The organism is Amycolatopsis sp. lyj-84, from assembly GCF_046549075.1.
In the GTDB taxonomy this organism is placed as follows: Bacteria; Actinomycetota; Actinomycetes; order Mycobacteriales; family Pseudonocardiaceae; genus Amycolatopsis.
The window spans coordinates 152,523-164,865 of sequence record NZ_JAJPWO010000005.1 but is presented as its reverse complement, the minus strand read 5'-3'; the positions used below and the strand labels follow the sequence as shown (position 1 = coordinate 164,865).

Below are 12,343 nucleotides of genomic sequence, written 5' to 3'. Positions count from 1 at the left end.
GCTCCTTCGCGTTGACGAGTGGGCAAGTGCCCACTTAAGGTGGGCGCATGCCCACTCTACCGTCGGGGCAGGAGCCTCACCGTCATCGGCAGGCCGCGGAATCCTTCGGCGTGGACGCCGAACGCTACGACCGGACCCGGCCCGCCTATCCCCCGGAACTCATCGACCACCTCGTCGCGGCCGCTCCCGGCCGCGAAACCCTCGACGTCGGTATCGGCACCGGAATCGAAGCGCGCCAGTTCCAGGCGGCGGGCTGTCACGTGCTGGGCATCGAACCGGATCCGCGGATGGCCGAGTTCGCCCGCCGGAGCGGAATCGACGTCGAGATCGCGAAGTTCGAGGCCTGGGAACCCGCCGGACGCCGGTTCGACCTGCTCGTCTCCGGGCAGGCCTGGCACTGGGTCGACCCGGTGGCAGGCGCCGCCAAGGCCGCCGAAGTCCTCCGGCCGGGCGGGGTCTGGGCCGCGTTCTGGCACGTGCCCGAACCACCGGAAGCAGTCACGGACGCCCTGGCCGACGCGTACCGGCGGTTCGTCCCCGATGCCCCGATCGACCTCAAGAGTGTGCCGAAACAGCCCGCGGACCCGTATGGGCCGCTCATCGCGAAGGTCGCCGACGGCCTGCGCGAAGCAGGCGGCTTCCGCGAACCGGAGCGAATCCGCCACGACTGGGATCGGGTCCACACCCGCGACGAATGGCTGGACCAGCTCCCGACGTTCGGCTCGCTCACCTGGGTCGAACCCGGTGCGCAGCAACAGATCCTCGCCGAAGTCGGCGAGGCGATCGACCGGCTGGGCGGCCGGTTCACCACCCGCTACGCCACCGTCACGATCACCGCGGTCCGGGACTGACGCGCCGGTGGCGGGAGCCGCGCCGCTCCCGCCACCGGCGTCCGTCAAGGCGTGACGGGGATGTTGGTCAGCCCGTTCACCGCCCTGGACACGGTGTTGGACGCGTGGACGACGTTGGGCCGTTCCGGGCACTTCGAAGTCGACGTGATCTTGATGGCGTACTGGCCCACGCCGCCGAGATCGGACTTGTTGCCCCGCCAGACGTTCCCGCAGCCGTTGGGGAAGGACGGGGTGGTGCCGGGATTGTGCGTCTCGTAGCCGTTCACGAACGTCCCCGGTGCGGCGAAGGTGCCGGTGTTGTCCTCGATGACGTAACCGAATCCCTTGACGTCGACCCAGGAATCGGCCGAGTTCTGCCCGGAGATCCCTTGACCGTCGAAGGTGTTGCCCCGGATGACGCCGCCTTCGGTGCCTTCCTTGACGTCGATGCCCTCCGCGGCGACGTACGGTCCGATGTGGTTGCCGAGCACCTGGATCCGGTCGCTGCGGTCGACTCCGCCGGAGTTGCCGTGGCACGCCCAGTTCGAGTTCGCCGAGCCGAGGTAGACGCCCTCGCCGTAGCCCGCCTGCACGAGGCCGGTGTGGCTGATCGTCGAGTCACGGATGACGCTGTCGGCCGACGAACGCCGGAAGTGGACGGCCTCTTCGTCGATCCGGTGCACCCGTACCCCGTCGATCACGGTGTGGTGCGAGTTGTCGGCGACGATGCCCTTCTTCGACTCCTGCACGGTGAAACCCTGGAGGTGCCAGTACGGCGCACCGTAGAGCCAGAATCCGTACCCGGAGTCCCAGCCCGCCGTCGGCGCCGGGCAGGAAGGTGCCTCACCCGAGGGGCCGTCGTTGATCAGGACCGCCGTCGACGGCCCGGTCACCGTGATCGGCGCACCGGCCGTCCCGGGTTTCGTGGCCATGAAGGAACCCCGGTAGGTTCCGGCGGCAAGCCGGATGGTCTGACCAGGGCTCGCGGCCGCCAGAGCGGCCTGCAGCTCCGCCGCCGTGTCGACGTCGACGACATCGCCCGCGGGCACGGTCGTCGTGGTGGTCGGTGGTTTGCTCGTGGTGGTCGTCGTGCTCGGCGGCGTGGTGGTGGTCGGCGCCCCTCCCCCGCACGGGCTGCCGTTGACCGTGCATCCGGTCGGCAGGCCCAGTCCGGCGGTGTTGAAGCCGAAGCTCGCCGTCCCGCCGGGTTTGATCGTGCCGTTGAAGCCGGCGTTGGTGACCTTGTAGTGCTGCCCGGTCCTGGTCAGCACCGAACTCCACGACGCGGTGATCGCCGTCCCGGCGGGCAGATCGAACTCGATCGTCCACTGTGTACTGTTCGCGTCCCCGGCGTTGGTCAGTGTGTACTTCCCGCCGTATCCGCTGTCCCAGGCCGAACTCTGGGCGAACACGGCGGACAGGCTGGGCGCGGCGGCCTCGGCGGAGACGACGGCGCCGAACAGGCCCGCCACCGACGCCGTGGCCGCGATCGCGGCGAGCAGTCGTTTCCTCGTCATTCCGTGCCTCCGCACTTCGTTCCGGCGATCGAACACGCGACCGGGAGTGCCTGACCGGCGGCGTTGAAGCCGAACGTCGCCGTGCCGCCGGGTTTGACGCTTCCGTTGTGCGACGCGTTCCCGAACCGGTGGTGCTGGCCGGTCTTGGTCAGCACCGAACTCCAGGAACTGCTGACCGTCGTCCCCGCGGGCAGGTCGAACTCGACCGCCCACGAACCTACCGCCGCCGAACAGCTGTTGGTGATGGTGAAACCGGCCCCGTAGCCGCTGTCCCACACCGACTTACGGGCGAACGCCGCCGTCAGGCAACCGCCGGGATTCGAGCTGGTCGTGGTGGTCGGCGTCGTCGAGGTCGGTGTGATCGGCGTGGTCGGCGTCGAGGTCTGGCCTGTCGACGAGGACGGCGGAGTCCCGTCGACGGACTTCAGGAACAGCGACGACGCGGCGTCGGTCTTGGTCGCGTCGACCCCGTGTCCTCCGGTGTAGTCCCGCTGCTCGTTCTTCGCCCAGTCGGCGATCGGCGTGCCTCCGACGTCGAGGTGCTTGTACGCGGTGCCGTCCCACCCGAAGGCGTACACGCGATGGCGGTCGGCGTAGAAGTCGTTATACGGGCCGTTGTCCGTGAGCTGTTTGGTCATGGCGTTGTTGAAGAACACGTTGCGAGGGCCGGTGGCACCCGACCATTTGACGGCCTTCTTGCCCGCGCCCCACCAGATCGGGAACCAGTTCGAGTCGTCGGGACCGCCGCCGCCCTCTTCACCGCAGTTGGCCCGGCAGTTCCCGGAGCGGTGCGCGTAGGGGACCTTGACCGTGTTGAGCTCGAAGAGGTTGTTGCGTTCCCAGCCGCCGTGCAGGTTCAGGTCGGAGTCGAACGAGTTGCCGATCACCACGTTGCCCGAGGCGGACCACTGGAAGGTGAAGTGCCGCAACAGGGTGGAGGTGTTCCCGGCGTAGAGCGAGTCCCAGACCCGGGAGCCGCGGAAGTAGCCGTTGCCGCCCTTGCCCTTGTTCCACGAGCCGTTGAGTTCGTTGTCGACGATCTGGAGGTTCTTGGCCTCCTCGGTGACGATCGGATGCGATCCGGTCAGGTCGGCGCGGATGCCGCGGACCCAGGAGTTCGCCGCCCACTTGAACACGATCCCGTGCATCTCGGCGGCGGGCGCCATGTTCCCGTAGTTGTTGTTCGCCTCGGCCGGGTTCAGGCCGGGCATGTCCTGCGTGAAGCCGAGATTCTCGAATCCGACGCCGAGCACCGGATCGACGAGCGGCGCCGCCTTCGAGTCGTAGGTGGCGCCGTCGATCGGGGCCGAACCGTCCGAAGTGGAGTTCACCGGGACGTCGTACTCGAGCGGTTTGTCGAGGGTGATGGTGCGCGCGGACGTGTCGAGCGCCGCGATGGTGAAGATCTGCTGGCGCATGTGCATGTTCAGCAACGGGAACGTGGTCGGCGTCGCCTGCTGCTGCTCGTAGAACTTCTGCGAGTTGGCCGCGCGGATGTTCACCAGGCCGCCGACGGCGAGCGAGGTCAGGGCGCCGCTGCTCGCCAGGTGGACGACACGGTCCCCCGTCCGCGCGGCGAACGCGGTGTCACCCGGTTTGCCCCGTAGTTTCACCCCGGCCTTCCAGTGGACGTTGATCGTCCCTTCGAAGATGTCCTTGCGGTTGGCGGGCGCCGAGGCGTGGTCGCTCGCGTAGGACGAGTGCACTCCCCTGGACTGGACACGGAACAGCCCGCGCCCCGGCCAGAGCCAGCCGCCCTTGCCCGCGCCCGAGGTCATCCCGTCCTCGTCCCAGTCGGAACCGTCCGGGGTGAGGGTGTCGTACCGGGTGTTCGCGTCGGGCCGGTAGACGAACTTCGTCGCGTCCTTGCCCGCGCCGCGCAGGATCAGGTAGTCGGCGTCGACGTGGATCTCGTGCGTGACGTCGAACCGGCCTGCCGGGAAGGTGATCGTGCTCAGCTTGGTGTAGCTCCCCGACGGCGAGCACGCGCTCTTGATCCCGTCGATCGCCGCCTGGATCCCGTTCGTGTCGTCGGCGCCGTCGTCGGGTTCGACGTTGTACTGGGCCGCCAGTTCCGCGGCGGTGACCTGGCAGGCGGCGTTCGGATTCACTTCACCGGAGCCGGGCAGCGTGGCGCCGCCCCGGTACCCGGCCTTGGACCAGTCGTAGAGTCCCGCGACCGGCGCGCGGCGGTTGGCCGCGCCGACATCGAGGCCGGTCAGCGCGCCGGGCCCCGGCGCCGCGTCCGCCACGTCGGGCGGTACCTGCAGGAGTGCGGCGGTGGCGACCACGGCGGCGACCGCCGGGAGGACGGCACGACGAAGAGGACTTTTTCGGGACACCCGAAACCTCCGTGACGGACTGACGGAAGGTGTTGCGGCGTGTACACCCGGACTCCGTCTTTATAGTTCACGTCCCTGTCACTCGTCAACGGATGTGAACAACATCCATGTATGTGAACACGATGAGTTTTCGGGCCTCGCGGGGTTATCAAGTCGAACCCATCAGAGGAGCACTTCATGAGTACCGACGAAAGCCGGATCCGCACCCTCATCGAGGACTGGGCCAAGGCCGTGCACGCCGGCGATCTCGACGCCGTTCTCGCCGGGCACACCGGCGACATCGTGATGTTCGACGTCCCGCCGCCCTACGAAGGCGTTCTCGGCATCGACGCCTACCGCGAAACCTGGCCGTCCTTCTTCATCTGGCAGGCGACGGGCGCGTCGTTCGAGATCGTCTCGCTCGACGTCACCGCGGGCGAGAACGTCGCGTTCGCGCACGCCCTGCTGCGCTGCGGCACGGCCGAGGAGTTCGAGCGGAACCCGGCGAACCGGCTGCGGCTGACCTTCGGGCTGCGCAAGGAGTCCGGCCGCTGGCTCGTCGCACACGAGCACCATTCGTTCCCGGCCGAGGCCGGTTCGGACTGAACCGCTCAGTTCTCACCGGTACGGAAACGGTCGAGCACCCGGCGTTCCCGTTTGGTCGGGCGTCCCGCGCCCCGCTCCCGCCGCGCGACCGGCACGGCGGACTCGGGCGGCGGCGCGGGCGTCCGGTCGAGGAAACAGGTCGCGGCGTCGGCGGCACCGACCCGTTTCTGGATCACCCGCGTCACTTCCAAGATCCGCGTGGTGTCGTTGACCCGGGCGCGCACCTCGTCGCCCGCCACGACCGTCGTCGCGGGTTTGGCGGGTTTGCCGTTGACGCGGACATGGCCGCCGCGGCACGCGGCGGCGGCATCGGGGCGCGTCTTGGTCAGCCGGACGGCCCACAGCCAGCGATCAACTCGAGTGGACTCCACAGCAGTACATAGTGGCCCATCGACCGGCGCGATGCCCGCCTGCCCGGCCCAAGCGAGTCGAAAGAACTTTCACTTTCGTTGCCTCCCGGCAGTCCCACAGGTATAACTTGTTCTAAATCCCTCAACGGTGAGGACGATCACGTGAGCGACGAAACCATGCGGAGCAGCGCTTCCGGGCAGTTATCCCGCCGCGTCTTTATTACTGGAACGGGTTCTATCTTGGGGGCGACAGCCCTGGGTGGGACCGCCTTCGCCTCCGCTGAGAACAGGCCGTCGGCGAAGAGTTCGATCGCGGACGCCGCGCGAATCCCGGCGCTCGTCGTCGGTTCCGGATACGGCGGCTGCGTCGCCGCGCTCCGGCTCGCCGAAGCGGGCGTCGACGTCCACCTGGTCGAGCTCGGCAAGGCGTGGGACACCCCGGGCACGGACGGCAAGATCTTCGCCAACACCACCACCCCGGACTACCGGTCCTTCTGGCTGCGGACGCGGACCAAGCAGCCGCTGAGCAACTTCCTCGGCTTCCCGCTGGACAAGGACGTCCCGCGCCACACCGGGATCCTCGACGCCGAAGAGTTCAGCGGCATCACCGTCTACCAGGGCCGCGGTGTCGGCGGCGGTTCACTGGTCAACGGCGGGATGGCCGTCACGCCGAAGCGCGAGAACTTCGCTTCGGTCCTGCCGACGGTCAACGCCGACGAGATGTACGGCGTCTACTACCCGCGTGCCAACACGGGGCTCGGCGTCGCCACCATCGACCAGAACTGGTTCGAAACCGCCGAGTGCTACCAGTACGCGCGGGTCGGCCGGAAACACGCGCAGCGATCGGGTTTCCCGTTCCTGTTCGTTCCGGACGTGTACGACTGGGACTACATGAAGAAGGAGCAGGCGGGCACGGTGCCGAGGTCCGCGCTGGCCGGGGAGATCCTCTACGGCAACAACGCGGGCAAGAAGTCGTTGCAGCAGACCTATCTCCCGCGGATCAAGGCGACAGGGCGGGTGACGATCTCGTCGCTGCACCGCGTCACGTCGGTCACGCCGTCGTCCGGCGGCGGGTACACCGTGGTGATGGAGCAGCTCGACACGGCAGGCACGGTGACCGCGACGAAATCCGTGACCGCGGACAAGGTGTTCTTCGCAGCGGGCAGTGTCGGCACGAGCAAGCTGCTGGTCAAGCTCAAGGCCACCGGCGCACTGCCCAACCTCAGCACCGAGGTCGGCAAGGGCTGGGGCGACAACGGGAACGTCATGTGCGGCCGGGCGAACCACATGTGGGACGCCACGGGCGCGCTGCAGTCGTCCATCCCCACCGCGGGCATCGACAACTGGGCCGCGGGCGGCGCGTTCGCCGAGGTCGCGCCGCTGCCGACCGGTATCGAGACCTACGCCTCGTTCTACCTGTCCATCACCAAGAACCCCAACCGGGCGGCGTTCTCGTGGAACGCGAGTACGAACAAGGTCGACCTCAACTGGCAGACAGCCTGGAAACAGCCGTCGATCAACATGGCGAAGACCATCTTCGACAAGATCAATTCCAAGGAGGGGACGATCTACCGGACCGACCTCTTCGGGCTGTACAAGATCTGGGGCGACCATCTCACCTACCACCCGCTCGGCGGCGCGGTACTGGGCAAGGCGACCGACAATTACGGCAGGCTCAACGGCTATCCGGGACTTTACGTGATCGACGGCGCGCTGATTCCGGGTAATACCTCGGTGAACCCGTTCGTCACCATCACCGCGCTGGCGGAGAGGAACATCGAAAAGATCCTCGCCACCGATCTCTGACGCCGTCCGGGGCGGCGGGTGCCTCGTGCGCGGCGCCCGCCGCCCCGTTTTCGGTGCCGAGGTGAACGTGCTCATCGCGATCCGGACCCCGGAGTCGTTCGGCGCCGTGCTGGAGAAGGCGCTACGCGACATTCCCCTGGGCCAAGGGTTTCCGTGGTTCGGCACTCAGCTGACCGCGAGGCGAGGATGCTCAGCAGTGGCTGGAAATCGCTCGCGTTTTCCTCTGAGCTCTCAAATCTTCGGCAGAACGCAAACGGTGTCGATTCCCAGCACATGGTTCAGCCGTCCGAAGGCGAGCCAGGCACCGATGCTCATGCTCAATTCGACGATTTCCGCCTGACTGTAGTGCTCGCCCATCCGCTTCCAGAATTCGTCGTCGATTCCGTGGTGATCGAGCGCGTAGCGTTCGGCGTACTCGGCGGCCAGCCGGGTACGTTCGTCGAACGCCTCGGTGGTGCGCCACTCGGTCACCGCGTCGGCGAACTCCTCTTCGACCTTCACTCCGTCGCGTTCGGTCCGCCAGTCCAGGCAGAAGACACAGCCGTTGATCTGCGCGGTCCGCAGTCGCGCCGCCTCGAACTCGCGGAGCCCCAGCGTGGTGTGCGAGTAGACCGCGAGTGAGAAGTTCGACGCCGCGACACCGATGCCGGGCACCATCTCGCCCCACACGTAGCCGATCGGGTCCTTGCCCTCGGGAATGTCGATGTTCATCGCGCGCTCCTTCCAAGCTTGCCGATGGCCGGTCGCAACGGGACGTCGAGTGCGTCGTAGAGCCCCGGTTTGGCGTCCACGAGCCAGTCGATGGCGCCGACCAGCCTGCCGACCGCGGTCGCGTTGCCGCCGGCGGACCGGTTCTCACCCTCGTCCGTGGCCTCCACCGAGACCTCGATCCTGGGACGGCCTTCGATGATCACCCGGTGCGCCCCGTCGCCGCTGGGCGGCTTCGGCCAGTCCGGCGCGCACGACGCGTGGATGCGCGTGACGTGCTCGATGACGATGCGGGGCTCGCCGTCCACGATCCCCTGCACCTCGAACCGGACGGCGCCCTGCGTACCCGCCTCGAACTCACCCATCGCCCGCGTGGTCACGGTTTCCTCGAGCGGACGGCGGTCGAGCGTCTCGCGGATCTCGTCCAGGTCGACACCGAGGCCGCGGGCGATCAGCCGCACCTGCCCGCCCCACACCATGGTGGGAACCGACGGGGCCAGCATCGGCGGCTGGTAGTCCATCGGCTGTCCCATGCCGACCAGGTAGCGGACGGAATCCGGCTGGTCGTAGGTCGAGTAGTCGAAGATCTCCTGACAGCGGACCCCCTCCACGGTGGTGCCGAGCCCGCTGATCAGCAACGGCAGGATGTCGTTGCCCCAGCCCGGATCGACGCCCGAGACGAACAGTGAGCCGCCGCCCTCGGCGATCGCCGTGAGCACCGGTTCCCGCAGTTCGTCCGGCGCGTTGCGCTGGTCGTACAGCGGGTAGAGCGCGGGTGTCACGACCACCGCCCCCGCCCGGATCGCGCGGACGATGTCGGCGAGCGCCTCGGCGGGCCGGATGTCGCCGGACGCCGCGTACACCACCGCCCGCGGGCCCGCCGCCAGCACGGCTTCGACGTCATCGGTCGCCGCCACACCGAATTCGCCGTCGACACCGGCGAGCGCGGCCGCGTCGCGGCCGACCTTCGCGGGATCGTGCACGAGCACACCGGCGAGTTCCAGCGCCGGATGCGCGTCCACGGCGCGGATGGAGGCACGGCCGATGTTGCCTGTACCCCAGACGACCGTTGGAATCATGGAGTCGAGGTTAACCGAATCCCGGATCGGTTCCCAGTACCGAAACAATCACGAAAACCGCAGGTCAGAACGCATTACTCGGCTTTATTCAAGGGGGCAACGAAAGCGTTCCGGTCCGCGGAACGGACCCCGTTTTCTTCGCCGACCGGCAATACCCGTTAGGCCGTTCGCCACCGCCTGTGTAATGTGCGCACTCGTGACGAGCCCCGAGTCGGACAGAATCCCGCCGCCGGTCATCCGGCGGCGAGTCGTCGTGTCCGGCGGTTAGACGCCGTCCTCCTCGCTTCCCGGTGACCGGAGCGCTCTTCCGTGCGCCCGGCCGGTTTTCGTCCTGTCCCGCGCACGGCTCCTCCTGTTCACTTTCTGCTTGGGAGTCGTCCGTTGCCCCTGTTCGTCTATGTCCTCGGCCTTGCCGTCTTCGCGCAAGGCACCTCCGAATTCATGGCTTCCGGTCTCGTGCCGGGAATCGCCGGTGACCTGTCCGTCCCGGTGGGCGCCGCCGCCGCGCTGACTTCGGCGTACGCGGTCGGAATGATCGTCGGAGCCCCCGCGATGGCCGTGCTCAGCGCGCGCTGGCCGCGCCGCCGGGCACTGGCCGGGTTTCTGACCGCCTTCGTCGTGGTGCACGTCATCGGCGCGGTGACGACGAGTTTTCCGGTGCTGTTCGGCACCCGGATCGTCGCGGCGGTCGCCAACGCCGGGTTCCTCGCCGTCGCCATGCCCGTCGCGGTCGCCTTGGCACCGGCGGGAAAGCAGGCGCGGGCGACCGCGGTCCTGCTGGCGGGGATCACGCTGTCGTGTGTCGCCGGTGTGCCCGCCGGATCCGTCCTGGGTGATCTCGCGGGCTGGCGCTCCGCGTTCTGGGCGGTCGCCGCGCTGTGCCTGCCCGCCTTGGTCCTGGTGTTCCGTTCGACGCCCACCGAGGCGGTGGACAGGCCCGAAATCTCGATCAGGCGCGAAGCACACGAACTGAAAGCGCCTCCGGTGCGGCAGGCGATGATCCTCGCGGCCCTGGTCAACGGCGCGACCTTCGCGACGTTCGCGTTCCTCGCGGTCATCGCGACCGATGTCGCCCACCTCCCCGCCGGGGCGGTTTCCGCGCTGCTGGCGGCCTTCGGCGTCGGCGCGTTCCTCGGGGTCACCGTGGCGGGCCGCAAGGGCGACGGTGAACTCCGGCGCGGCCTGATCCTCGCTTTGTGCGCCCTGCCGGTGGGCTGGGCGGTGCTGGCGGCGACGGGAGCGCACCCGATCGCCCTGTTCGTCGTGACGACCGTCCAAGGTGGACTGTCGTTCGGCTGCGGGTCGGCGCTGGTGGCGCGCGTCATGCACGTGGCGACCGGGGCACCGACGCTGGGCGGTTCGTTCGCGACGGTCGCGCTCAACGCGGGCGCGTTCCTGGGACCGGTGCTCGCCGGTTTCGTCACGGAAGCGACGGACGACTATCGCCACGCCCTCTGGATCAGCGCGGCGATCGCCGTCATACCGCTGCTGCTGATCCGGCGGGCACAGGTGCCGAGTCGCCCCTGAGCCGCGCGTGGAGGTGGACGTCGTGCCACCCGTCCGCGTGCAACATCGAAGAGCGCAGGGTGCCTTCGAGGCCGTATCCAGCCTTGTCAGCGACGCGGCAGGAAGCGTTGTTCGCGGTGGAATGCAGGAGGGACAACCGGTTCAGCCGGATGGTTCCGAACGCCCACCGCGTCAACGCCGCCACCGCGCCGCCCGCGATCCCGGTGCCGCGTGCGGAAGGGAGAACCCAATAGGACAACTGCGCCGACGCCTCGAAGAGTGAGACGGTGCGGAGGCCGACCTGCCCGACCGGCCGGTCTTCACGGGCGTCGACCACCGCCCAGCTCGCGTCCGTCTCGTCCGTCCAGCGCTGCTCCCACCCCGCGATCCAGGCGTGTGCTTCGGCCTCGCCGTCGACGCGGCGGACGTGCCAGCGCTGGATGGCGGGACAGGCGAAGGCGGCTTCGACGCTCTCCGCGTCTTCAGCGCACCAGGGTCGCAACACCAGCCTGTCGTCGACGACCAGGCACGGCTGCTTGGCGGCCCGGAACGTACCGGCAGGCAGGACGGGCTCGATGAGCAGAGGCACCCGCTCATCATGGCGCACCGGCGCCGCCGTTCTGGGTACCATCGGCCGGACCATGGAGATGATCACCGTGCCGGCGGGCGAGGTAACGCTTTCCGACCGGCGGACGCAGCGGAGCTGGACCGTCGCCGTCGCGTCCTTCCTGCTCGCGCCGGTTCCGGTCACCCGTGAGGCCGGCAGGCTTCCCCTCGTCGAGGTTTCGTGGCCGGACGCCCTCCTGTTCTGCAACGCACTGTCCGAACGCGAAGGGCTGACCCCGGCCTACCGGCTGGACCCCGAAGTGTCGTGGGACCGGTCGGCGAACGGCTACCGCCTGCCCTCCGAAGCGGAATGGGAGCACGCCTGCCGAGCCGGTACGAGCGGTCCCCGTTACGGACCGCTCGACGAGATCGCCTGGTACCGCGAGAACTCGGCGGAGTCGGTGCACGAAGTCGGCGGGAAGACTCCCAACGCGTGGGGCCTGCACGACATGCTGGGCAACGTCTGGGAATGGTGCTGGGACATCTACGACGCCGACGTCTACGGCGAGTACCGGGTCCTGCGAGGCGGCGGCTGGTTCGACGAACACTGGAGCTGCCGGGCCGGGGTACGGCGCCGCAGCCACCCCACGTTCCGCGTCGACGACGTCGGTTTCCGCTTCGCCCGGACACCGTGACCCCGGCTGCGGCGCGCGATGATCACACGATTGAATGACGCCACGGACACCCGGCCAGGGTGTCGGACCCTGGAGGAAACCGTGACCGGATCCGCTCCCCGAGACGTCGAACGCGTCTACTCCACCGCCGACGTCGTCGCCAAGCTGCGCCGCCTCGCCGACGCGCTCGAGTCCGAGACCTCGTTCCGCATCCAGATCGCCGGGGAACGGTTCCGCGTCCCCGCCCGCGCGCAGTTCTCGATCGAGCACGAACGCGGTGACGGCGAGGAAGAGGTCGAGTTCCAGCTGAAGTGGAAGATCGAGGAGTCCGACTCCGACGACGACGCCGAAGGCACCGTCGTCTGATCTTCCGTCCACAAAGGACTTCAAGGGGCGGGCT

The 12,343-nt window shown here is 68.4% G+C and carries 12 protein-coding genes; 6 read left to right on the top strand and 6 right to left on the bottom strand.

The window, feature by feature from the left end; all coding sequences use genetic code 11:
• Positions 1-110: 110 nt before the first annotated feature.
• On the top strand, positions 111-851 hold the full coding sequence (locus ACLJRM_RS17730) for a class I SAM-dependent methyltransferase (RefSeq protein WP_410663863.1): 741 nt from the start codon (positions 111-113) through the stop codon (positions 849-851).
• Between the two features lie 44 nt (positions 852-895).
• Here ACLJRM_RS17730 and ACLJRM_RS17725 read toward each other — a convergent pair whose 3' ends face one another.
• Together ACLJRM_RS17725 and ACLJRM_RS17720 are read right to left on the bottom strand one after the other, a co-directional pair.
• Positions 896-2,347 (bottom strand): cellulose binding domain-containing protein, encoded by a 1,452-nt coding sequence (locus tag ACLJRM_RS17725; RefSeq protein ID WP_101608046.1) that lies wholly within the window; start codon positions 2,345-2,347, stop codon positions 896-898.
• Positions 2,344-4,689: a cellulose binding domain-containing protein gene (locus ACLJRM_RS17720; protein ID WP_410663633.1), complete on the bottom strand. Its 2,346-nt coding sequence runs from the start codon at positions 4,687-4,689 to the stop codon at positions 2,344-2,346. The genes ACLJRM_RS17725 and ACLJRM_RS17720 overlap by 4 nt, the downstream gene beginning before the upstream one ends.
• Positions 4,690-4,866: 177 nt before the next feature.
• Between ACLJRM_RS17720 and ACLJRM_RS17715 the strand changes: the two genes are divergently transcribed.
• Complete coding sequence (locus ACLJRM_RS17715; protein WP_410663632.1) at positions 4,867-5,274, top strand: YybH family protein; 408 nt, start codon at positions 4,867-4,869, stop codon at positions 5,272-5,274.
• 5 nt (positions 5,275-5,279) lie between these two features.
• On the opposite strand, the gene ACLJRM_RS17710 is transcribed toward ACLJRM_RS17715, so the two are convergent.
• Positions 5,280-5,645, bottom strand: a complete 366-nt coding sequence (locus tag ACLJRM_RS17710) for an RNA-binding S4 domain-containing protein (RefSeq protein WP_410663631.1) — start codon at positions 5,643-5,645, stop codon at positions 5,280-5,282.
• A gap of 219 nt (positions 5,646-5,864) precedes the next feature.
• Here ACLJRM_RS17710 and ACLJRM_RS17705 point away from each other — a divergent pair, with 219 nt between their 5' ends.
• Entirely contained in the window at positions 5,865-7,430 is a 1,566-nt protein-coding gene (locus ACLJRM_RS17705) for a GMC oxidoreductase (RefSeq protein ID WP_410663630.1), read from the top strand.
• A gap of 231 nt (positions 7,431-7,661) precedes the next feature.
• On the opposite strand, the gene ACLJRM_RS17700 is transcribed toward ACLJRM_RS17705, so the two are convergent.
• Positions 7,662-8,141 carry a carboxymuconolactone decarboxylase family protein gene (locus ACLJRM_RS17700; RefSeq protein WP_101608051.1) on the bottom strand — a complete coding sequence of 160 codons (480 nt, stop codon included), beginning with the start codon at positions 8,139-8,141 and terminating at the stop codon, positions 7,662-7,664.
• Complete coding sequence (locus ACLJRM_RS17695) at positions 8,138-9,217, bottom strand: dihydrodipicolinate reductase (protein ID WP_410663629.1); 1,080 nt, start codon at positions 9,215-9,217, stop codon at positions 8,138-8,140. Before ACLJRM_RS17695 ends, ACLJRM_RS17700 begins: the two co-directional genes overlap by 4 nt.
• A 381-nt stretch (positions 9,218-9,598) precedes the next feature.
• On the opposite strand from ACLJRM_RS17695, the gene ACLJRM_RS17690 reads away from it, so the two are divergent.
• Positions 9,599-10,744: a Cmx/CmrA family chloramphenicol efflux MFS transporter gene (locus tag ACLJRM_RS17690; RefSeq protein WP_410663628.1), complete on the top strand. Its 1,146-nt coding sequence runs from the start codon at positions 9,599-9,601 to the stop codon at positions 10,742-10,744.
• Here ACLJRM_RS17690 and ACLJRM_RS17685 read toward each other — a convergent pair.
• Positions 10,695-11,312, bottom strand: coding sequence for a GNAT family N-acetyltransferase (locus ACLJRM_RS17685; protein WP_101608054.1), 618 nt, complete (start codon positions 11,310-11,312; stop codon positions 10,695-10,697). The two genes, ACLJRM_RS17690 and ACLJRM_RS17685, sit on opposite strands and share 50 nt — an antisense overlap.
• Positions 11,313-11,364: 52 nt before the next feature.
• Here ACLJRM_RS17685 and ACLJRM_RS17680 point away from each other — a divergent pair, with 52 nt between their 5' ends.
• Together ACLJRM_RS17680 and ACLJRM_RS17675 are read left to right on the top strand one after the other, a co-directional pair.
• Positions 11,365-11,964 carry a formylglycine-generating enzyme family protein gene (locus ACLJRM_RS17680; protein WP_410663862.1) on the top strand — a complete coding sequence of 200 codons (600 nt, stop codon included), beginning with the start codon at positions 11,365-11,367 and terminating at the stop codon, positions 11,962-11,964.
• Positions 11,965-12,045: 81 nt separating this feature from the next.
• Complete coding sequence (locus tag ACLJRM_RS17675; protein ID WP_101608056.1) at positions 12,046-12,309, top strand: amphi-Trp domain-containing protein; 264 nt, start codon at positions 12,046-12,048, stop codon at positions 12,307-12,309.
• Positions 12,310-12,343 lie beyond the last annotated feature (34 nt).